Annotated in this window: 21 protein-coding genes and 1 tRNA gene; 8 read left to right on the forward strand and 14 right to left on the reverse strand. The window is 63.7% G+C overall.

The features are described 5' to 3' along the window. The first annotated feature begins 24 nt into the window (after positions 1-24). On the forward strand, positions 25-489 hold the full coding sequence (locus ACS0OT_RS17510; protein ID WP_065177996.1) for a MarR family winged helix-turn-helix transcriptional regulator: 465 nt from the start codon (positions 25-27) through the stop codon (positions 487-489). Between the two features lie 274 nt (positions 490-763). Beyond that, entirely contained in the window at positions 764-1,066 is a 303-nt protein-coding gene (locus ACS0OT_RS17515; RefSeq protein ID WP_065177995.1) for a KGG domain-containing protein, read from the forward strand. 125 nt (positions 1,067-1,191) lie between these two features. Here ACS0OT_RS17515 and ACS0OT_RS17520 read toward each other — a convergent pair whose 3' ends face one another. The 3 genes from ACS0OT_RS17520 to ACS0OT_RS17530 all read right to left on the reverse strand — a co-directional run bounded on the left by ACS0OT_RS17520 (position 1,192) and on the right by ACS0OT_RS17530 (position 2,457). Beyond that, the gene (locus ACS0OT_RS17520; RefSeq protein WP_005419560.1) at positions 1,192-1,542 is read right to left on the reverse strand and encodes a VOC family protein; all 351 of its coding nucleotides are present in this window, start codon (positions 1,540-1,542) and stop codon (positions 1,192-1,194) included. Between the two features lie 104 nt (positions 1,543-1,646). Then, positions 1,647-1,847 carry a hypothetical protein gene (locus ACS0OT_RS17525; protein WP_005419561.1) on the reverse strand — a complete coding sequence of 67 codons (201 nt, stop codon included), beginning with the start codon at positions 1,845-1,847 and terminating at the stop codon, positions 1,647-1,649. Positions 1,848-1,938: 91 nt separating this feature from the next. Beyond that, complete coding sequence (locus ACS0OT_RS17530) at positions 1,939-2,457, reverse strand: Rossmann fold nucleotide-binding protein (RefSeq protein ID WP_032954557.1); 519 nt, start codon at positions 2,455-2,457, stop codon at positions 1,939-1,941. Between the two features lie 174 nt (positions 2,458-2,631). Between ACS0OT_RS17530 and ACS0OT_RS17535 the strand changes: the two genes are divergently transcribed. After that, positions 2,632-5,982 carry an autotransporter domain-containing protein gene (locus ACS0OT_RS17535; protein WP_139727711.1) on the forward strand — a complete coding sequence of 1,117 codons (3,351 nt, stop codon included), beginning with the start codon at positions 2,632-2,634 and terminating at the stop codon, positions 5,980-5,982. Positions 5,983-6,052: 70 nt separating this feature from the next. Here the strand turns inward: ACS0OT_RS17535 and cml are convergent, their stop codons facing one another. After that, positions 6,053-7,240 (reverse strand): CmlA/FloR family chloramphenicol efflux MFS transporter, encoded by a 1,188-nt coding sequence (gene cml, locus ACS0OT_RS17540; protein WP_329844125.1) that lies wholly within the window; start codon positions 7,238-7,240, stop codon positions 6,053-6,055. Positions 7,241-7,493: 253 nt separating this feature from the next. Beyond that, on the reverse strand, positions 7,494-7,946 hold the full coding sequence (locus tag ACS0OT_RS17545) for a PA2169 family four-helix-bundle protein (RefSeq protein WP_005419568.1): 453 nt from the start codon (positions 7,944-7,946) through the stop codon (positions 7,494-7,496). A gap of 464 nt (positions 7,947-8,410) precedes the next feature. On the opposite strand from ACS0OT_RS17545, the gene ACS0OT_RS17550 reads away from it, so the two are divergent. Continuing rightward, entirely contained in the window at positions 8,411-9,052 is a 642-nt protein-coding gene (locus tag ACS0OT_RS17550) for a glutathione S-transferase family protein (RefSeq protein WP_329889144.1), read from the forward strand. Positions 9,053-9,075: 23 nt separating this feature from the next. Here ACS0OT_RS17550 and ACS0OT_RS17555 read toward each other — a convergent pair whose 3' ends face one another. Next, complete coding sequence (locus tag ACS0OT_RS17555; protein ID WP_188217765.1) at positions 9,076-9,483, reverse strand: hypothetical protein; 408 nt, start codon at positions 9,481-9,483, stop codon at positions 9,076-9,078. A gap of 49 nt (positions 9,484-9,532) precedes the next feature. Next, a complete protein-coding gene (locus tag ACS0OT_RS17560) occupies positions 9,533-9,952 on the reverse strand; it encodes an H-NS histone family protein (RefSeq protein ID WP_139728151.1) in 420 nt (139 codons plus the stop codon). A 118-nt stretch (positions 9,953-10,070) separates the two neighbouring features. Between ACS0OT_RS17560 and ACS0OT_RS17565 the strand changes: the two genes are divergently transcribed. Continuing rightward, on the forward strand, positions 10,071-10,463 hold the full coding sequence (locus tag ACS0OT_RS17565; protein WP_069139686.1) for a DoxX family protein: 393 nt from the start codon (positions 10,071-10,073) through the stop codon (positions 10,461-10,463). An 18-nt stretch (positions 10,464-10,481) separates the two neighbouring features. On the opposite strand, the gene ACS0OT_RS17570 is transcribed toward ACS0OT_RS17565, so the two are convergent. Next, positions 10,482-12,257 (reverse strand): serine hydrolase domain-containing protein, encoded by a 1,776-nt coding sequence (locus ACS0OT_RS17570; protein ID WP_255312994.1) that lies wholly within the window; start codon positions 12,255-12,257, stop codon positions 10,482-10,484. A 61-nt stretch (positions 12,258-12,318) separates the two neighbouring features. Beyond that, positions 12,319-12,960: a hypothetical protein gene (locus ACS0OT_RS17575; RefSeq protein WP_139727720.1), complete on the reverse strand. Its 642-nt coding sequence runs from the start codon at positions 12,958-12,960 to the stop codon at positions 12,319-12,321. A gap of 898 nt (positions 12,961-13,858) precedes the next feature. Here ACS0OT_RS17575 and ACS0OT_RS17580 point away from each other — a divergent pair. From ACS0OT_RS17580 to ACS0OT_RS17590, 3 genes are all read left to right on the forward strand, one after another. Then, complete coding sequence (locus ACS0OT_RS17580; RefSeq protein ID WP_139727723.1) at positions 13,859-14,641, forward strand: hypothetical protein; 783 nt, start codon at positions 13,859-13,861, stop codon at positions 14,639-14,641. A 451-nt stretch (positions 14,642-15,092) separates the two neighbouring features. Continuing rightward, entirely contained in the window at positions 15,093-15,497 is a 405-nt protein-coding gene (locus ACS0OT_RS17585; RefSeq protein WP_005419578.1) for a hypothetical protein, read from the forward strand. A gap of 27 nt (positions 15,498-15,524) precedes the next feature. Next, the gene (locus ACS0OT_RS17590) at positions 15,525-16,661 is read left to right on the forward strand and encodes an XVIPCD domain-containing protein (protein WP_139727725.1); all 1,137 of its coding nucleotides are present in this window, start codon (positions 15,525-15,527) and stop codon (positions 16,659-16,661) included. Between the two features lie 88 nt (positions 16,662-16,749). Here the strand turns inward: ACS0OT_RS17590 and ACS0OT_RS17595 are convergent, their stop codons facing one another. The 5 genes from ACS0OT_RS17595 to rpoD all read right to left on the reverse strand — a co-directional run bounded on the left by ACS0OT_RS17595 (position 16,750) and on the right by rpoD (position 21,290). Continuing rightward, positions 16,750-17,760 carry a phage portal protein gene (locus ACS0OT_RS17595; protein WP_139727727.1) on the reverse strand — a complete coding sequence of 337 codons (1,011 nt, stop codon included), beginning with the start codon at positions 17,758-17,760 and terminating at the stop codon, positions 16,750-16,752. Then, entirely contained in the window at positions 17,760-18,557 is a 798-nt protein-coding gene (locus tag ACS0OT_RS17600) for a phage terminase large subunit family protein (protein ID WP_255312995.1), read from the reverse strand. The genes ACS0OT_RS17595 and ACS0OT_RS17600 overlap by 1 nt, the downstream gene beginning before the upstream one ends. A 187-nt stretch (positions 18,558-18,744) precedes the next feature. After that, positions 18,745-18,820: transfer RNA gene (locus tag ACS0OT_RS17605), tRNA-Ile, on the reverse strand. 40 nt (positions 18,821-18,860) lie between these two features. After that, entirely contained in the window at positions 18,861-19,172 is a 312-nt protein-coding gene (locus ACS0OT_RS17610) for a hypothetical protein (RefSeq protein WP_139727781.1), read from the reverse strand. Between the two features lie 264 nt (positions 19,173-19,436). Further along, positions 19,437-21,290: an RNA polymerase sigma factor RpoD gene (rpoD, locus tag ACS0OT_RS17615; RefSeq protein ID WP_005419586.1), complete on the reverse strand. Its 1,854-nt coding sequence runs from the start codon at positions 21,288-21,290 to the stop codon at positions 19,437-19,439. Between the last annotated feature and the right edge of the window lie 64 nt (positions 21,291-21,354).

The raw sequence follows: 21,354 nt of genomic DNA on the forward strand, positions 1-21,354 counted from the left end.
AAGCGCTTATATATCATCCTGGTCATGGATCTCCAACACGCCACGCTCGGCACATTGCTGCGCGCCCTGCTCGACCAGCTGGACCCGGCGGTCGAGCACGCCTACCGGGACCTGCAACTGGACTACCGGCCCCGCTACACACCGGTGCTGCGCACGCTGATGGCGCAGGGCCCCTGCCGGATCAAGGACCTGGCATCGGCCTGCGGGCTCAGCCATTCGGCGCTCAGCCAGACCGTGGCGGCGATGGTGCGCGATGGTTGGCTGCACGCGTCCAGCGGCGACGATGGGCGTGAACGCATCCTGCAGTTGAGCCCCCGCGCACAGCGCGCGATGCCTGCGCTGCAGGCGCAATGGCAGGCCACCGCGCGTGCGGCGCGCAGCCTCGATGCCGATCTGGGGCAGCCGCTGGAGCAGGTACTACGCGACGCCCTTGCAGCGCTCGCACAGCGGCCCTTCGCGCAGCGCCTGCAGGACGCCCGCCAGCCCTGAAGCCTTACTGCTCTGCGGCCATTTCGATTTCGCTGAGGAAGGTCCAGCCGCCGTTGCCCAGGCGCAGCTCCAACGTGCGCCCTGCGCGGCCGGCTGTCCGGCCTAGGTGAAGGGTGCAGTTCGTCCTGGCCACGCAGGGCGGCGCGCGCAGCAGCGTACCTGCGCCGTGAAAAGCAGTACGGTGCGGCGTGAAGGCAGCCGCACCGGTGCGGACACTCCGTTAGCCGGGCACCGGCAAGGATGAGCTTCCCTTCCATGCAACGGGAGCCTTCCCATGGCCGGCCAGCACCACGGCACTTCCCATCGTGGCTTCGCCTCGATGGACCAGGACAAGCAGCGCGCGATCGCCGCAAAGGGAGGACGCGCCGCGCATGCGTCCGGCAATGCACACGAGTTCAGCCCGGCCGAGGCACGCGTGGCCGGCCGCAAGGGCGGCGAGGCGATCAGCCGCAACCGCCAGCACATGGCAGCGATCGGCCGCGAAGGCGGGCACGCTCGCCACGCCAATGCACGGCAGCAGCGGCAAGCGGCCGAAGCGACGCCAACGAGGGACGGTCCACAACGCCAGCAGAGCTGACCGCGGCGCGTCCAGGCGCGCCTGGGCTGCCGGAGCAGCCCGGATGCCGCGAGCAGGGCCAGCACGCCGGTAGACGGTCATCGTCCCGCGCGCACCGTCAGGCGTGGCGAGGCACCATCCACCGCTCAGGCGTGGGCAAGGATGTTCAACAGCCGACCGAACGGATCGCGGACGAAGAAGCGCCGCACGCCCCAGGGTTCGTCGGCCGGGCCATATTCCAGCGCGATGCCGGCCGCGCGCATGCGCTGCAGCACGTCCTGCAGATTGTCCACTTCGATCGACAGGTCCGGCACCGGCGTGCCCGAGCCTCCTTCACTGGCGAAGCTGACCTGCGCCAGCGCACTGCTCTGCCCGCCATGGGTGACGATCCAGCCATGGTCCATCACCACCGGCATGCCGAGCAGCTCGCCATAGAACGCAGCGGCACGTGAGGGATCGGACGTGGCGATGTTGGCGACGACACGCTTGACGGCCATGTTCCACTCCACCAGGAAGAACGTGTCGAGACTGCCCGACCTTGCGCACGAACAGAAGAGCCCCGCCACGGACGAGGCCCGTCTTCAGCCGAGCATGGCTGGGCTTACACCGCGCCGCAGCGCTCCATGACACATCGATCGTATTCGTACTGGCATTCCATGGCATCACCACCACCGGACACACATGCCTGGTAAGCCTTCCAGCAGGGCAGATCGCAGGGCTGGACTGGTCCGGCCACGGCCACCGAGCCGCTGCAGGCCAACGCGAACACAACACCGGCGATCACTTTCCTGAAAGTGCGCATCGACATCGCTCCTTGATTAGCCTGGTGAGCCCAGGCCGGGCCACCTTAGCGCTGCACACGGGACGCTGGGTGAAGGCCGATGCCGCTCGACTCAGCGGTGCAGTAACCCCAGCACACGCAGCTGTCCGGCCAGCTCATCAATGTTGCGCCACGGCAGGATCGGCGAATTGCCGCGCTCGTCCGGCGGGTTGTCCGGCAGCGCATCGGACCAGCCACCGGCCCCCACCAGCGGCAGCAGCGGCCGCTTGTGCAGCCAGGCCAGGCAAACCTCCGAGATCGTACCGGCGCGCCCGCCGATCACGATGCAGGCATCACCGGCCAGGGCCATGATCAGGTTGCGCGCATCGCCCATGCCACAGGGCACCACCACCGTGGCGGGCCAATCGGCTGCCGGCATGCCGCTTTCCGGGATCACGCTGAGCACCTGGCCACCGGCGGCTACTGCCTGCTCGGCAGCTACCCGCGTAGCGGCACTGCCACAGCCGCTGACCAGCGTGATGCCCTGCACGGCCAGGAAACGCCCTGCTTCAGCTGCGCGCTCGAACGCGTCGCTGCCAGGATCGGCACTACCCAATATCGCCAACTGTGGTTTACGCAATGCGTTACGCATGGACGGCTCCAAGGCCTCGGCAAGAAAGGTCGCGGTGCCCGGCCCGGCGGAGCCACGTCGTGCACCGATCACAAAACATTAACACGTTCATAAAAATCCCTTCACATTACTGGGGGATATCGCCATGCCGTTGCGTTAACGGCCTTGATGTCCGTCAACCAAGGAAGTTGTCCGATGAATCACCCGCTGTACGGCCGTTCGTCCCGCTCCCTGTCGCACCGCCCGCTGGCGCTTGCCGTCGCCAGCTCGCTGCTGCTGGCCGCTGCACTGCCGGCCATGGCCAGCGAATCACTCGAGGCCTGGCAGCAGCAGCGCCAGATGCAGGCTGCATGGGCGCAGCCTGCTGCCAACGCTGCACCCGCAGCGACGGCCGCTGCACCTGCCGCCAGCAGCACCGCCGTTCTTGGCAACCCGGGCGATCCGGCCAGCTGGCGCAGCGATGAGTTCAACGCCGATTGGGGCCTGGGTGCGATGGGCGCGGACTACGCCTATGCACGCGGCCTGACCGGCAAGGGTGTGCGCCTGGCGCTGTTCGACTCGGGGTCCGCACTGGCGCATCCGGAGTTTGCAGGACGCAATACCTCCAGCATCACCATCGGTGCCGACTGCCCGACGCCGGGTGTGGTCGCGGGGACCGGTGCCTGCGGGCAGACCCGCGGCGAACAGCCCGGCTACAACTACTATGGCCTCGGTGCCGGCGTTCCGGCCGCACTCGCGGCACGCCTGATCGCGGCCGGCCAGCCCTATGGCTTCAGCTACGCCGACCACGGAACGCATGTGCTTGGCACCATCGGCGCAAATCGCAATGGCACCGGCATGCATGGCGTGGCCTTTGGTGCGGATCTCACCGCCGCCCGCGTGTTCGGCGACACCTACTATGAGTGGCGCCTGGATCCGGACAACTACTATCGCCCGCGCGCGGTCTACCGCACCGATCCGGATGACGCCGCCACGCTGGACATGTATGCACAGATCCAGGCGCAGGGCGTGCGTGCCATCAACCACAGCTGGGGCATCTCCACGCGCAACATGACCGCCGCCGCGCTGGACCAGCAGTACGCCAACATCGGTGCCGACTACGGCGTGTACGGCAGCATCTACGCCAGCAATGGCGATACCCCGGGCTCCACCCTCATCCAGGTCTGGTCGGCTGGCAACGGCAGCGGCGCCGTCGCCGGCATCACGGCCGCCATGCCGCGCTGGAAGCCCGAACTGGAACCGTACTGGCTGGCCGTGGCCAACGTCCGCCGGCCCAACGCCGCTGCGGGCGAAACGGACTACGTGATCGATGGAAGTTCCAGCATCTGTGGCGTTGCCGCCAACTGGTGCATCTCGGCACCCGGCACCGACATCGTCAGCACCATCGTTTCCGGGGATATCCAGGGCCGCATCGAAAACACCTCCGCCTACGTGCGGCTGATCATCGACAGCGAGAACACCCAGTATGTCTATGGCACCAAGACGGGCACATCGATGGCGGCGCCGCACATCACCGGCGCGCTCGGCCTGCTGATGGAGCGCTTCCCCTATCTGGACAACGCCCAGGTCCGCGACGTGCTGCTGACCACCGCACGCGACCTGGGTGCAGCGGGCATCGATCCGATCTACGGCTGGGGCATGGTGGATCTGAAGAAGGCCATCGAAGGCTATGGCTCGCTGCGCGTGGACACCAACGTGGTGATGAACCAGAAGGCCGGCGGCCTGAAAGTCTGGGAAGGCGATGCCTGGGACAACTGGACCAACGACATCGGTGGCCCTGGCAAGCTGACCAAATCCGGTATCGGCTGGCTGCGCCTGAGCGGCAACAACAGCTTCAACGGCGCGGTACTGCAGGACGGTACGCTGGAATTGAACGGCACCAACACCCTCACCTCGGCAGTCGAAGTACAGGGTGGCCAGTTGCTGCTCAACGGCAGCCTGGTCTCCACCGCACTGACCACTACCGGTGGCGTGAGCACGGTCAGCGCCAGCGGCGTGCTGAACAACAGCAACCTGGTGATCAACGGCGGCGTGGTGTCCTTCAACGGCACGCAGACCGGCGGCACCACCACGGTCGGCGCCAATGGCCTGCTGAAGGGCGTCGGCACGCTCGGCAATACCCGCGTGGACGGCATCATCGCGCCGGGCAACTCGATCGGCACGCTGACCATCAACGGCAACTACGTGCAGGGCGCCACTGGCGTCTATGCCGCCGAGCTGGCCCCGGGTGGCCGCAGTGACCAGTTGCACGTGACCGGCACCGCCACCCTTGGCGGCACGCTGGTCGCGCTGCCGGAGCCGGGTGTGTACTACCTCGGCGAGCAGTTCAACTTCCTGCGTGCCGACGGAGGCATCAACGGCCAGTTCGCCAAGACCGACTTCAGCGCGTTCTCCCCGTTCCTGCAGTTCAGCCTGGCCTACGGCACCAACGGCACGCGCATCGATGTGGCCCGTGGTGCATCGCTGACCACCGCCGCGCACACGCCCAACCAGCGTGCCGTGGCGGCCGCCGCCGACCTGCTGCCGATCGCCCAGGGTCTGCCCAAACCGCTGACGCAGCTGTTCCCGCAGCAGGTCGGAGGCGTGCTCGACGGCCTCAGCGGCGAGCTGCATCCGGCCACGGCCATCGCCCTGGTCGAGGGCAGCCGCTACGTGCGCGATGCCGCGTTGTCACGCCGTGCCGGCGCCGCCGCGCCCGGTAGCGACGTGGGTGACGCGACGGGTGCATGGGTGCAGGCCATCGGTGGCAACAGCAAGCTGGACGGTGACGTCAACACTGCCCGCACCGAAGCCAACAGCAACGGCCTGCTGGTCGGCATCGACCGCGAGTTCTCCGGCTGGCAGGTCGGCGTGTTGGCCGGCACGGGCCGCACCGACGTGAAGCAGCAGGAGCGTCGCGCCAAGTCGAAGATCGACAACACCCACTTCGGTGCCTACGCCAGCCACAACTGGGGCGGTTTCGGCCTGCGCGGTGGTGTGGCGTGGAGCAAGCACGAGGTGAAGAGTACGCGTGATGTCGCCTTCGCAGGCTTCAGCGACAGCCTGAGCGCGCGCTACGACGCCCGCACCCGCCAGGCCTTCATCGAAGCCGGCTACCGCTTCGGTGGCCCGGAAGCCGGGCTGGAGCCCTACCTGCAGGTCGCACGTGTCGAAGTGGACCTCAAGCGCGTCAACGAACGCGGTGGAGCAGCGGCACTGCAGGGCAAGGTGGACGATACCGGAACCACGATTGCCACTGCCGGCCTGCGCTTCGACAAGGGACTGAAGGCTTCGTTCCAGCAGGAGAGCTGGCTGCACCTGCGCGGTGGCGTCGGCTATCGCCGCGCTTCCGGTGATCGCAGCCAGGTCGCCAACCTGGCCTTCGCCAACGGAAGCACAACGTTTGCGGTCAACGGCGCGCCGATCGCCGACAACGCGGTGGTGGCCGAACTGGGCCTGTCGGCCTGGCTGACCGAGCGCCAGCAGCTGGAACTGGGCTACAGCGGCCAGTACGGCAGTGAAAGCCGCGACCACAGTGCGAATGTGCGCTGGTCGGTGCGCTTCTAGTTCCCGTCACGTGTTCTCATGAAGGATTGGGGCGGCCTGATGGCCGCCCTTTTTTAATCACCGGCCGAGGCTAGCGGCAGCCGCGCAACATCGCCGCGGCGACCAGGCTGGCCACTGGCAGCAACAGCCCATAGGCCACCAGCGGCCATACCGTATCGCCCGGCAGCAGCACCGTAGCCAGTGTTCCGAAGCAGGCCACGATCAGGCTCTGCATCGCGTAGTAGAGCGCCACCGCCGTACCCGACGCATCGGCAAACTCACTCAACGCGCCGTTGGCAGCCACCGAAACCACCATCACCAGCCCCACCGCGATGCTCCACATGGGCAGCACGACGCTGGCGAATGACAGTGGCAACTCCGCAGCGAGCGCCATCAACAACACACCCGCCACCATCACGCACAGGCCACGCACGAATGTGCCAGGCACCGCCCAGCGCGCGATGAACGTCTTCGCCATGCGCGACATGAGGATCATCACCAGTGCCACCGTCGCGAACGCCAGGCTGAAGGTGATCTGGGAGTACTGCATGCGCTCGACCAGCACGCGCGGTGCGATCGAGAAGAACACGAAGAACGTGCCCATCGCGGCACTGAATCCCAGCGTGTAGACCCAGAAGGCACCACTGCGAAGAATTTTCTGCAGTGCCGGTCCAGCGTCCCTGCGCCCTGCGGGTCGGGTTTCCTGCCACAGGCGTTGCGCACGCAGGACGGCGACCAGGCCAAGCACACCCAGCAGCACGAAGATCGCACGCCAGCCTGCTGCCGCAGCCACCAGTGCACCCAGCATCGGCCCCAGTGCCGGCACGAAGGCCAGCATCGAAGCGAACAGTCCATACAAGGACGCCCCCTGCGGTGTATCCGCGTATACGTCGCGGACGGTGGCAAACGTCGCTACCAGCGCTGCCGACGCGCCAATCGCCTGCACTGTGCGCCAGGCCAGGAAGAACCCGCTATTGCTGGACAGCGCCAGCGCAAACGAGGCAACGGTGAACAGCAGCGCCCCCAGCAACAGCACGGGGCGGCGCCCGATCCGGTCGGACAACGGGCCGAACAGCAGTTGGCCGACGCCGAGCACCAGCAGGTAGATGCTCAGCGTCAATTGCACCCGCGCAGGCGATGTTCCCAACGCGCCGGGCATCAAGGGCACTACAGGTAGATAGATATCCATGGCCAGCGAGGCCAGGAGGTCGAACGGCGCCATCAGCGCAATGGCCGATGGCAGGGTATGGGCCCAACGCGGGGCCTGTCGATTGAACATGGGGAGTCTCCGCCCAGAGTGAGTCCGGCGGTGATCCATCCACTTCGCATGCATCGCAGGGATGTTCACCGCAACAACGTCTGCGTCGTTGTTGCGGCTCAGCGAACTGTCTGCGGACCGTTCCCGTTGTTCATGGTGCTCATTGTTGGCAGTGCGGAACCGGCAAGAGTGTAGCAGCGACCGATTCAGGGTGGCCGGGGCAGCGGTGCCGCCCCGGCCGCGGCGTCCCTGGGGAGTGGGACGCCGCTGATCGTCAGGCCGCCTTCATCGCATGCTTGCGCGCGCGCATCACGTTGTGGCATTCCTGCACTTCCGGCAACAGCTGGGTGACTTCCTGGCGGACCGCCGGCGGAAGCTCGTTGTCCTTCAGCACGTCCTTGAACGCGCCCAGCAGGCGGTCCTCCGATTCTTCCAGCTCGGCCACATAGCCATAGTTGGTGTCACCGAAGGCTGCACGCACCTTGCCGTAGAACTGCTGCATCGAACCCACCACGGTGCCATGCTCGGCCGGCTTGCCGCCGCTGGCAGCCACCGAGCCACTCAATGCGGCCACGATGCGACCCTTGACACCGGCAATGCGGGTGAACAGGGCCGACAGCTCGGCATCCTTCACCTTGGTTGCGGCTTCTTCATAGAACGACTTGCCGTCACGGGCGATCTCGATCAGGTCGTTGAGACGGTGTTCGATGGTGGACTGGGTGCTCATGGCGTTGCTCCTGTATCGTCGTTTCGGGGGAGAAAAGCAGCTTCGACTGCGCTGCCTGCGTATCCACTGTGGACATGCTTGTGTGGTTCCCGGGTGAGCAGCGATTGATACGCACATCACGTCACTCAACCCGCACTGACTGCTTCACGCCACAGTGGCGCGTGGATCACATCGAGCGAGCCCGGGCAGGCTCACCAAGGTACGAAAAGGATGATCAGTACGATCACCAGGACCGCGGCCAGCGCTCCCATCAGCACGTTTCTCTGGCGCCAACTGGGTTTCGGTTTTCCGGGAGTATTCATGCCTGCTACCTGTCTCTGCGGATGACCCCGGCAGACTGATGGATCGGCGACGGTGCGTGCGTGCAGGACATGTGCAGGCGACGTGCAGAGCACCGACACCCATGTCGATTTCCGGCACACTCGCTCGTCAGATCATCAAAGCCCTCCTTGATTGCGGACCCCATGCCTCCCATCCTCACCGCCTTCGCCACCTCCCCCGACCGTGGCCAGGGCCTGGCCCGTGACATGCGCGTGCGCTGGGCACTGGAGGAACTGTCGGTAGCCTATGACGTACAACTGCTCACCTTCACCGAGATGAAGCAGCCCGTACACCTGGCACGCAATCCGTTCGGGCAGATTCCCACCTGGCAGGAGGGCGACCGGACCCTGTTCGAATCCGGCGCCATCGTCCTGCATCTGGCCGAACAGCACCCCGGCCTGCTGCCGCGCGATCCGGACGCCCGCATGCGCGCGATCATGTGGATGTTCGCTGCGCTGAACACGGTGGAGCCCCCCATCGTTGAGCGCTCCATGGCCTGGGTGCTGGAGCGCGAGCAGCCGTGGTACGCACAGCGGCTGCCGCTGCTGGATGAGCGGGTTCGGGCGCGACTGGCGCAACTGTCGACATGGCTGGCCAAGGCGCCGTGGCTGGACGGCGATTTCAGCGTGGGCGACCTGATGATGGTCTCGGTGCTGCTGCGCCTGAAGAGCAGCGGGCTGCTCGACGAATATCCGACTGTGGCCGCCTATGTGGCCCGCGCGACGCAGCGGCCCGCCTACCAGCGCGCCTTCGCCGCGCAGCTGGCGGTATTCCAGAACGGGTAGTTCCACGCCATGCGTGGAAACACTCAGCGCAAGCTGCGCCGGCAGGCGGCCTGCACCAGCATCAGCTGCGCCACCAGGATCAGCATCGCGCAGCCCGACAACAGCCAAGGGTCGATGTACCACTGCTCATTGAAACTGAAGTCGCCTGCGGAAATGCGTTTCCAACCGTTGAAGTGCTGCATCGCTGCGACCACGAAGGCGAAGCCACCCGCTGTGTACGACAACCAGGGCACGATGAGGCTCCCAGGGCGCGCGAACAGCGTCAGCAGGCCGAGCACGCCGATGACCGTGCGCTGCACGCGGCAGTACGGGCAGACATAGGCCATCCCGCTCCATTCCACCGCCCAGGCCAGCAGGCTGACCAACATGCCCGCCACTGCGGCGGCGTGCAGGACTTTCGGCGTGATCGTCATGCCACTCTCGTGTGCCATCCCGTGCTCCTTGGTTGAAAGACCCGGGCAGGGTAGCAGTGCTGCAGCCTCATCCCTTCTTGATGACGGTCCGCTTGCCGATGGTGCTGGTCTTGCCAGCGGTCGGCCTGGCCAAGCCAGGAATCAGGAAATCGGTGACCTTGTGGCCCATCGACACCTTGGACGCCAACCAGCGCGGCATGCGCCCGCGACCGGTCCAGGTCAGGCGCTTGTATTCCGGGTCGCGATACTTGGGCGCGACTTTGCCGGATTTACGGCGGGCGGGTTTGCGGGCGGGCGCAGGTGTTTCCGAGGCTTGGCCGCCAAAGAGTTCTTCAAGGGTGTAGCCAGCTTCGGCGGCGGCGGCCTTCAGCATCCGCCGCACCGCACTGGCCGGACGGCGGCTGGAAATCAGCTGTTTCCGCTGTTCAGCGGCAACCACCAGGGCACCCAGCTCGCGAAGGCTGAGCGATTCAATATCGATCATCATGCGGGAAAGGTCTACTGCAGCGCGGCAGCTGTCAAGGCGCCTGGCCCGGCGCGTAGACACGGGCTTCACCGCCGGTGGGCTCCGATCGCCTGCATCGGCCATATCCGAGGACATCGACGTGAGCACTTCATCGCATTCGCTCGCCTACCTGCTTGCACGCATCCTGCTGATGGCCCTGTTCCTGGTCTCCGGGCTGGGCAAGCTCGGCGATCTCAGCGGTACCCAGGGCTACATGGAGGCGATGGGAGTACCCGGCATCCTGCTCTGGCCGACCATCGCGTTCGAAATCGGCAGCGGCCTGTGCATCCTGCTCGGCTTCCAGACCCGGCTGGTGGCGGTCGTGCTCGCAGGCTTCAGCCTGGTCACCGCTTTCATCTTCCACCACAACTTCGCCGACCAGACCCAGCAGATCATGTTCCTGAAGAACCTGGGCCTCGCCGGCGGCTTCCTGCTGCTGGCCTGCACCGGGGCGGGACGCTACAGCATCGATGGGCGTGAGCGGCGCGGATGAGCACGCGGCATGCCGCCATCACCCCTGGTCCACGGGCGCGACGCGCTGCAGGCGCAGGTTGCGCCATGTCGGCTGGGAGCCGCGAAAATCCACCGCTTCGCCATCGCTGGTGAACAACAATCCTGGCTCCACCTCAGCAACCAGGCGGATGCCATCGATGTACAGCCAGCCGTGTCGTTGCTCCAGCACAACGAACATCGATGGTTTGCCCCATTGGTCAACGCGATAGCGTCCCAGCCAGGGTTGCCAATGGGGCGCCTGCGGCCCGGTGGGCCCATCGATGGGATCGTTCTGGTCCAGGCCATCCTCGCCGTTGCTGCATTCCAGGTACGCCGGCAGCATGTCCGTCGCCGCATGGTAACGGTACGTCGCAACCTCTCCATCGGTGTCCACAGTGAAAAGTTGATCGCCGTCGATGGCCGCAAAGCGGGTACCCTCGGCGTGCGCCCCTCGATGCAGTTGCAGCTCCCCGTTTCCGGCAACCCCGATCTTCGCCTTGCCGCTGCGCCCGATCCAGCTTCCCGCCATCTGCTGCATCTGGTCCTGGGTCAACCTGATCGGCGCCAGGCTTGATAGGGGCACACGCGGCTGACGGGGCCCGAAACGCGCCGACAACAGCTGATCGAGCAGACGCTCGCCGATGCCGTACCCCGCAGACGTCGCGCGATTGAACATCGCGGCAAATCCAGCGTTTGCCTGCCTGCAGTAGGTGAACACGCACCCGAATCCGAAGCCCCCGCCGCGGTGGTGCAGCAGCCGCACCGGTGTACTGCCGTAGAGGCGTTCGCTGCGCATGACACCGAGCCCGTAGTCGCCGCCCAGGCCGAAACCATGCATCTCGTCCCAGAGACGGGGCTCAAGCAGTTGCTGCGCACCGGATCGGCCGCCACCGAGCAGGAAGCCAAGATACTTCGCCATGTCGGCGGCACTGGTCCACACGCCTCCCGACACCACCAGCGGCGTCACCGGCGGTACCTGCGTATGGCCTTCCTGGGTTCCCAGTGCCCGCACCTTGCTTGCCAGGTAGACCGACGCATCGGCCGTACTGTCGTGCATTCCCAGCGGCTCGAAGATCCGGCGCTGCAGCCAGGCCGGATAGCTGATGCCCGCAACCTGCTCAAGGACATGACCGGCAAGGTCGAAGCCCAGGTTGGAGTAGCGATAGCGCGTACCCACCGGAAAGCGCAGCCATGTCTGCGAGATGCTGCGGACGTGCGCATCAAAGCCCGGCGACGCCGGTTCGTAGTTGTTGCCCAGTGGCGCCTCGTGCGTGAATCCCGCGCGATTGGCAAGCAGCAGGCGCAGGCTGATGCGCTCCTGTGGAGCATGCTCGAAGCGGCTGCGCACCGTGAACGACGGCAGATAGCGGGTAATGGGCGCGTCCAGATCAAGGATGCCGTCCTGCACGGCCAACAGCACCGCCACCGCCGCGAAGTTCTTCGAGGTGGACTGGATGCTGAACATCGTGCTGGCGTCTACGGGCACGCTGCCCTGGCCTGATACGTGACCGAAGCCTTCAGTCCAGCGCACCTGCCCGCCTTCGACCAGGCAGACGGCAGCGGCACCGATGCCGCTGCCGTCCATGGCCGAGCGGATCACGCCGCGTTCCGCGTCGATCAGGCTCGCGGTGGTGACGCTTGGCCGCGCCGGGGTGGCAACACCGGTGGGCATGAGCGTGGCCGCCGGAACAGCCGCGGCATTGGCCAGGAAGGTGCGACGACTGAGCGTACCAGGCATCAGATCACTCCACTTCAGGATGCCGCCATCTTCCCGCCAGCAGAAATGGCAGGGCATGTGTCATTCGGCACAGAGTGCGGTGATCGATGGCGCTGCGCCTTCGCTGGCTGAGCAGACCTCAGCCCGGAGGGTCCGGCAAGCGGATTCCCTGCGCCGAAACAAAGGCGCGGGACTCGCTCCAATAGGCCTGTGGCGGTTCCCGCAGCTCGGGTCGCGCCCAGTAGTCGTTGCCATGCAATGCGCTCATCACATGGCACCAGCCGTCACGCGGATCGTGAACCTGAAATCGCCCGCGATGATGGCGCGGATGATACGCGTAGTGACCAAGCGCCTCCTGGCGCGCTTCATCCGGCCAACGACCCGCCTGATGGACCAGCGTCCATGCACGCATGTGGCGTGCATGCGCGAGCGCGCCCAGGTACTCGTCCTCATCCAGCAGTGGCACCTGCTCACCGCGGGCCAGGCACAGTGCGTCCGATTCGGCTTCGTAGTCCAGCGACGGCCGCGCCAGTTCCGGGTGCTGCTGCCAATACCTTTCGCCCTTCATGTGCAGCATCGCCCAGTGCCAGGGCTCGTCGTGGAAGATCAGCGCGTATTCGTATTCGCGGCCGGGGCTCTGGTCGGGATAGCGCTTCCGTGCCTGTTCGAGCGCCTGCGCCTCGGGCACCTGGCCATGGTGGACCAGACACCAGGCGAACAGGTGCCGGCTGTCTTCGATTTCGGTGGTGAAGTCTTCCACCGGTGTATCGGTGTTGGGCATGGTCGATCCCTGTGTGCGGATCAGATGGTACCGACGCTGCAGGGCGCGCGGGGCGCGGGAGCAATGAGATCTGCAACAGGTCGTGCGAGGTCGCGTGGGGGCCCATCACGATTCGAATCTGGAATCGACGGATTACGGGGCCTCCACAGCGCTTCCACGCGCCTCCACAGACCTTCCAGCCGTAAACCACGCGGCTGATTCCCAGGCCCCGCGACCATCTTCGCTCATCTTTGTGCACCTCCTTCCGCTGACAAAAGGTCGCCGAGCGGTCGCCAATGGGCGCAATGAAGGGAATGCTCGGAGAGAACGGACTGGCCACCTTGCCGATCGGCCAACGGGCCTCGGATCCAGCGTCGCATGGTGTGGGCTGCCCGGATGTGCGGAAGCTCGCCGGCGGTGGGCTCAGGTTCCGCTACAGATACACCAAGGCCAACGGTCAACGCGATCGCGTCGCGGCCGCACCAGGAGGGAGGGCGCAACCTTCGCGATGAGATCGCAACTGCGGCGGCCGCCGTCGGGCTAGCGAGAGAACAAGCCAATTGCTACCGCGGCACGGAATGGCCATTTTGCCATTCATGCGCTCGCGTTCCGAGGAAGGGTATTTGTCGCTTTACGTCCACCGATGCGTGACTGAGAACACGCAAGAGCAAAGCGTAGCCCGCTGCAACGAATTTCTGGTTGACAGTGAATATCACCCCGCAATATGAAATCCCGGGAATCGAGAGGCAGGGGATCAGCGCCGAAATCAGCTATCACCACGGCCCGAGGTCAGTCCATCGCAAAGCTCCGCGACGACAAGGGAAAAGGAATCAATTGAAGATCAGTAGAATTCTCATATATGGAATGTTCGTCATCGGCGTAGTCGCAACCATTTCCTGGTTGGCCTGCAGACCATCCGATGTCAGAAAGCAAAGGAGATGAGGTTCCTCTCAGTGAGAAAAGCACTTCGTCAACGGATATCGCATCTGAATCAAGCATTCATCAATCCTTGCGTTCGCCACACCAATCCATCGAATCAACAGTGGCTTTGGGTGGCAAGGCATTTCTGCTCAAGATCGAAACACCTCACTACGAAGGCGACGCCTCGGAATACATTGACAGGCGCATCGCGGCTGCACGGGCCGGCGATGCCCAGTCGAGCTATGAGATCCATAACCGCATTGCCAGTTGCAAGCGGGCGCTTAACTCAGGTGATGCCGATGAGTACAAGGCCTACGCATCAGTGGAAATCGGCCAGGAGATTGGCCACTGCCAAGGGCTGATAGGGCGAACGGAACTCGGAGATGAGAATTGGCTCTCTCTTGCTGCCGCCCAAGGGTCGGTCGAAGCGAGACTGATTTTCGCCAAAGACCCGAAAGCCATCATTGGAAACTTGACTGAAGCGCTCAAGGATCCGGAACGGATAGCCAATTATCGAAGGGATGCGATTGATTATCTAAATGAGTCGGTATCACAGGGAAGCGTCGACTCGATTGAAGCCCTTGCTGACATCCATGACCGAGGGATCATTGCCGACAAATCCCCTGAAAAGAGCCTTGCATACTGGCTCGCATATCAGCGCGCGCACCCCAATAGCCAATCAGCGGCATCCATTGCGAGACTCTCCAAACTGTTGCAGCCCAACCAGATAGAGCGATCCAACGAGATGTCTGAGGCCATATACAGATCCTGCTGCTTGTAACCCAACAGAAGTTTCCTACTCACCCAACATGGCGCACGATGAAAGCAGTGATTTCGAAGAAATGGTTGATTGCAACCTCCCTAGTTGTCGCGATTGCTTCCTCTTGCCCACCCATAGCTCGCCCCTTCCAACTAAACGAATAATCTAACACTGCGCGAAATCTCCCAAAATCGCTATCCGGTGGGGGTTCCGACCCGTGCATCACAAGACGTTGTGCTAGATTCGGGACAGTGTTCCTGGCGCGAGAGGTACCTTCATGGATGCATGGCTCGACAAATGCGCTACTTCATCAAGGCGCGGAGATCGGAGTCACCTCCGGCTTGCAGCGTATCGCTGCCTCTCAATAGCCGTTTCAGCGTTGATACTGTCAGCGTGTTCGAGCGGTGCCTCACCAACCCCATCGCATAAATCTAATCAAAGACAGTCCGTCAAATCAGGGAGTGAAATTGGTATGGAGCGATTCAAGAACGACATCGAGCGCCTGTCTAGTGTACGTTTTGATGATGTCGACGCGTTAAATGAACAGCTCCACACGCATCTGGGAGAGCCGACACGCCAGGACGTGATTGACGAACGGATCGCAGAACACGGAATGTTGGGCGACCTTGAGGTCCGGAACATCAGGCTGAGAAGTGCTGCTGACGATCCTGCGCTCGCGAACCTGATCTTTGAGATCGCACCACCAAGCATTGCGCTCGAGGAAATCATCTGGGAAAACTCGACCAAACATCCATCTCGGCCTGACGCGCCTGGCTCTCGCCCTTACTGGTCTGCGCAGGTGAACGATGCAAAGGTCGTGCTCGGACTCGATTCCGATAACGTGACGCTGACCTACATATCGATCAGTCAGCGCTGATCCCTGTTATTGCGAAGGAGCCGGAGCATGGAGCGTACTGAAGAATCTGGACTGCCGCAGCCGCAGGAGGGAGGCCGCCCAGGAGCCACACGGCGTCCTGCATCGCCATTGGACGACCCCTCCTTGGCGCCGCTTCTAGCAAAATCCCCAACACTTCAGGCGGGCCTCACCCAGGCGAGGCGTGAAGGTATCGTTATCCAATGGGGGGCAGCCGGTGAAGGCACTTATCTTATACCCGGCGTCAAGATCGTTATTGACGAGAATGCGATTGGGCAAGGCTCAAGGATCGCAAGTTCTCTTGCTCACGAAGTTGGGCACCATCTCTTCACCGAACCCGAAAATCGAACTTCTAAGCAAGCCTATGTGAACAGCGAGCTGCGAGGAGAAGCCGCCGCGACTCTCAGCAATGTCCAGGTCCAGCGTGAGATCGTTGCAGCTGGCGGTCCAGATATTGGCGTTTCCGGCACAGGTAATCGTCCACAACAATACGGAACCATTGCAGCGGAACTCCAGGCCGGACGGATCAACCGTAACCAAGCACTTGGGCAGATCGCTGAGGTGTTCAAGACAGAGGCTCCGTCTGTTGGTCCTCATGCGACATACGAACTCTACTATGGCGACTACTACGACCGGGAAATAGCACCCACGCAACGGCGGCGTAGGCCAGATCCAGAATTTGACGCCGAGCGCATTGCGGTTGCGGAAATAGTCGGTTCGGACAGCGACGACTCGCCCTCACGGCAGCGAGCATCCTCCTCAGCCCCTGAACTCGGCGATGCTGACCGCTCTCTCTACATGCAGATTAGGGCAGGTGTGGAACGCCTGGACGCAGAGCATGGGAAACCTTGGGACGAGTCGAGTCAGCGCATGTCTGCAAGCTTGCTGGTACTGGCGAAGGAGCAGAGCCTTTCACGGGTTGACCATGTTGTCTTGAACAATCCGACAGAGAACCTAGCTCGAGGTGAGAGGGTCTTCATAGTCGAGGGAGCAATGGACGATCCCGCCCATCGTCGAGGCCATATGAGTACGATGGATGCGCTTCGCGCACCGGAGGCGGAATCGCTTCATCGCGCTGATGCGTTGAGCCAATCACAAGCAGCGAGCCTTGAACAACAACCGGCACAGCAGGCGCATACGCAAGACGGGCCATCGTTCTCGAGATAAAGCCGTCACTGTGCTATCGGCGCCATTCATTCCACCGCCTTGGCCCACAAGTGAGCGCCCACGCTGCAGCTCGGGCGCTCTCGAATCATCATGCGGTCGCCTCCAGTTCGAAGGGTTCGAAGCGGATCACGTCCTGGCCCAGCCACTCGTTAATAGCTGCCATGTGCGTCTGCAGCGGCGCCAGTTCCATCGCCGCCCACACGCCCGCCGCGTCGCGGATCGACCCAAACCCGCCACTGTTCTGCGGCACGATACCCAGAAGCTGCGGTGGCACCCGGAGCACCGCCAACATGTCATCGCGGGTCACACTCTTGATCCCGGTGAACTCATCTCGGACCGCCACCTCACTGACCGGGGTCACCTGCAAGCCGTCCTTCTTCCCATTGGGCGAGTGCACGAACAGGTTCTTGAAATTGCCCGGCCCGCGCGACTGCCGCAGCGCGTCGCGCAACGCGTCCACGTCCAAGCCCTCGGGTTGGGGGTCGGTCATGTAGAGAATGTAGCCGGCGTGCGAACCGTTGTTGTAATACTTCCGGCGGAACAGCGTGGCCGACTCGTTCAGCAGCGCGGCCTCTACGGCTGGCATCCACTCCGGCAGGCCGTAGATCTCCTGATCAGCATCTGCCTCTCGCAGCTGGAACACCTCACCGGCGGGAAACTCATGCTCTACCCGTGCGGCACGCACCGGGAAGAACTCACCGGGCTGCACGCCACGGCGCACGTACTGCGCCAGCGGCACCGCCAGACTGTGCGCGGCTCCTGACATGGGGCGGCGACGCTCGACATACCCCATGCCGAAGGTGGTGTAGTCCAGCGCCAGCTGCGAGAACGCCTCACGGCTCAGCAGCCGGTGCGGTCGGAACGTGCGCACCAGCATGTTGCGTTTGAATGTCAGGCCGCTGTGCAGGTACGGGTTGGAGCGCGTTGTGCGCGACAGCCCTTGCAGATCCACCGGTGGCTCGAAGTAGCGGCCATTGCGCCAGCATTCGAGGTAGTCGAGGAAGCCGCGTGATTCCAGCACAGGGCTGGCCTCGCCAAAGGTGAAGGCTTCGATACTCACCGGCGGCGCGGCGATGGCGCTCTGGTCGGTGTCGGTCATCAGAAAATCTCCATGGTGCCGCGCGCAGCCCGTCCGCCTTCCAGCGGCTCGCTCTGCAGCGCGTGCGTGAGTGCCCAAGCCAAGTCAGCATGGCCGGTGGTACGCGAGCGCCCGGCGGTGTAGGTCACCTGGCGCCCGCTCGGGGTGATGGTTTTCTGGATCGCCAGCAGTGACTGCGTGAGGTCGATCCAGCCGGCGTCGTATTCCTGCCGTTCGTCATTGATTACGTCATAGGCTTTCAGCACCAGCCGCGTTTTCACCTCGGGCGAATAGTTGAAGACAGTCACGCCGGGTAAGAACTGGCGCACCAGCTGAGCAACGCAGGTGCCCATGCCGGTCGCATCCACGCCGATGTAGGTCACCCAATAGCGCTTGGTGATCTGCTCGATGAACGCCGCCTGGTCTTTGAACTCCATGCCCTTGAACTGGTGGCGTTCCAGCACGCGGAACTTGCCCCCAGGCACCAGCGGCGGGGCCACAACCACGATGCCCGCGCTGTCGCCGGTCTCAGCCGGGTCGTAGCCGATCCACACGGCGCGGTCGCCGTAGGGCCGGACGGCAAACGGCTTGTAATCGACCTGGCAGGGCTGCAGCATCGTGAGCGGGAACACACTGGCGCTGTCGTCCACGAACTCGCACATCAGCAGGTTGGCGAACTCCTCGGCGCTGTAGTCACGGCGCAGTTCCTCGATATCGAACAGGTCACAGCCACGGTCCGCCGCGTCCAGCACGGTCACGATCTGGCGCCAGATGGCGTCCTCGCAGGGCCTGCCACCCATCAGGCGCGCATGGCTCACGTCCAACACCGAGGGCAACCGTGGCGACAAGCAGGATGCGGCCGGGCACAATCGCCCACCACTACGGGCCGCTACGATCACGACTTGCCAGTCGTGAAACCACCTCGCAAGCGTTGAGTTTTCCCGCGAATTTTCCCGCCGGCACAAAAAAGGCACTTGGGCGTAAGCCTAAGTGCCTGTTTTTTTATGGTGGGCCCACCAGGATTCGAACCTGGAACCAAGGGATTATGAGTCCCCTGCTCTAACCGTTGAGCTATAGGCCCTGCGCAGCGCCACAGTGTAGTGGAGGCCACGCTCGATCGGCTACCCGGCAGCAGCAAGAGCCTCAGCAACACGCCCCAACCGTTTCTCCGCCGCTTCCACGAACCACGCCTGCCGCCGCAGGTGTGCCTGGAACAGCGCCACCGTCCTTCTGGCCTCTTCCAGTGCCTTATGGTTGCCGCCGTCAAAGCCCTCGACCAGTTCCGCACCAGACAGCGTCAGCAACGCATACGTCGTGCGGCGGGCAAACCCCAGCCGATCCTCACGCTCATCCTGCATCACCTCATCCCAATCAAGCAGCGACGGAAAATCAGTCTGCCGGGAATCAGACAGATCGTGCTCCACATCATTCATGGCCTCACTCCAAATGCATGACGAATCAGTGCAGCGGGCCGTATGTGATGTACGTGACCTGCTGCGCGCTTGCATCAGCGCCGATTGAGACCGGCCTGCCTACGCGATGTGTTGAGCATCTGCACGGTCAGCGTGCGGCTACCGCAGGAAGTAATCAAATGGCAGACGTGACATCGTCAGGATCCGACCGGCATGGCCGGGACGACCAAAGAAAAACCCCGCACCAGGCGGGGTTTCTCTCAACGCTTCAACAGCCGCTGGCTATCAATCGATATCCAGGAAGCTGCGCAGCTGCTCCGAACGGCTCGGGTGACGCAGCTTGCGCAGGGCCTTCGCTTCGATCTGGCGGATGCGCTCGCGGGTCACGTCGAACTGCTTGCCGACCTCTTCCAGCGTGTGGTCGGTGTTCATGTCGATGCCGAAGCGCATGCGCAGCACCTTGGCTTCCCTCGGGGTGAGGCCGGCCAGCACGTCGCGAACGGTTTCGGACAAGTTGATGTTGGTGGTGTTCTCGATCGGGGACTCCACGTTGGTGTCCTCGATGAAGTCGCCCAGATGGGAATCCTCGTCGTCGCCGATCGGGGTTTCCATCGAGATCGGCTCCTTGGCGATCTTCATCACCTTGCGGATCTTGTCTTCCGGCATGTCCATTTCCTTGGCCAGCTCCTCCGGCGTAGCCTCGCGGCCGTACTGCTGGAGCATCTGGCGGGAAATGCGGTTCAACTTGTTGATCGTCTCGATCATGTGCACCGGAATACGGATGGTGCGCGCCTGGTCGGCGATCGAGCGGGTGATCGCCTGGCGGATCCACCAGGTGGCGTAGGTCGAGAACTTGTAGCCGCGGCGGTACTCGAACTTGTCCACGGCCTTCATCAGGCCGATGTTGCCTTCCTGGATCAGGTCGAGGAACTGCAGGCCACGGTTGGTGTACTTCTTGGCAATCGAGATCACCAGGCGCAGGTTGGCCTCGACCATTTCCTTCTTGGCCTTGCGCGCCTTGGCTTCGCCGTAGGCCATGGCACGGCTGATTTCCTTCAGCTCTTCCAGGTCCAGCTGGGTCAGCTTCTCGATGTCGATCGTCGCCTGCTGTTCGGCGATGATCTGGTCCTTCACTTCGCGCAGGGCCGACGACCACTTCTGCTTGCGCTTCAGTGCGTCTTCCACCCACTCCAGGTTGGTCTGGTTGCCTTCCCAGGAACGGATGAAGTCCTTGCGCGGCATGCGCGCGGTGACGGTGGCCAGGTTCAGCACACGGCGCTCATGCGACTTGATGTCGGCCATGGTGTCGCGCAGCTGCTTGGTCAGCACGTCGGTCAGCGGCAGCGGCAGCTTCAGGGTGACGAACACCGCCGACATCTCTTCGCGCAGGCGCGGCAGGTTCTTCTTGTCGCCCTTGGTCGCGGCCTTCTTGAAAGCGTTGAAGGCATCGCTCAGTGCCTGCATGCGCGCGGCGACTTCCTCCGGATCCGGACCGGTCGGTGCGGCTTCTTCATCGCCACCGTCGACATCGTCGTCCTCGTCCTCGTCGCCTTCGGCGTCCGCATCGGCGCTGTCATCGGCAACGACCGCCGGCGGTGCCGGCTCTTCGTCGACCAGGTCGTTGAAGCCGACGATCACTTCGGCCAGGCGCTTCTTGCCTTCCTTGTGGGCTTCGTAGTCGTTCAGCAGCGACTCGACCGAAACCGGGAACTGGCCCAGGGCCGCCTGGACCTGCGAAAGGCCTTCCTCGATGCGCTTGGCGATGGCGATTTCGCCTTCGCGGGTCAGCAGCTCGACGGTGCCCATTTCGCGCATGTACATGCGCACCGGGTCGGTGGTACGGCCACCTTCGGTGTCGAGCGCGCTCAGCGCGGCGGCAGCTTCTTCAGCCGCGGTGTCATCGACTTCGCGGTTGCCGGTGTTGCCATCGTTGAGAAGCAGGGTTTCCACATCCGGCGCAACTTCATGGACATCGATGCCCATGCCGTTGATCATGCCGATGATGTCTTCGATCTGTTCCGGGTCGACCATGTCGTCCGGCAGATGGTCATTGACTTCGGCGTAGGTCAGGTAGCCCTGTTCCAGGCCCTTGCTGATCAGTTGCTTGATTTCGGATTGGGCAGGACGTTCGTTGGCCATGTAGTGCTCGCGCCACCGGCTAGGGAGAAATAGGGAACGTAGCATTATACCAGCCCGGGGCCCC

The sequence above is a fragment of the Stenotrophomonas maltophilia group sp. RY12688 genome, from assembly GCF_052149045.1.
GTDB lineage: Bacteria > Pseudomonadota > Gammaproteobacteria > Xanthomonadales > Xanthomonadaceae > Stenotrophomonas > Stenotrophomonas sepilia.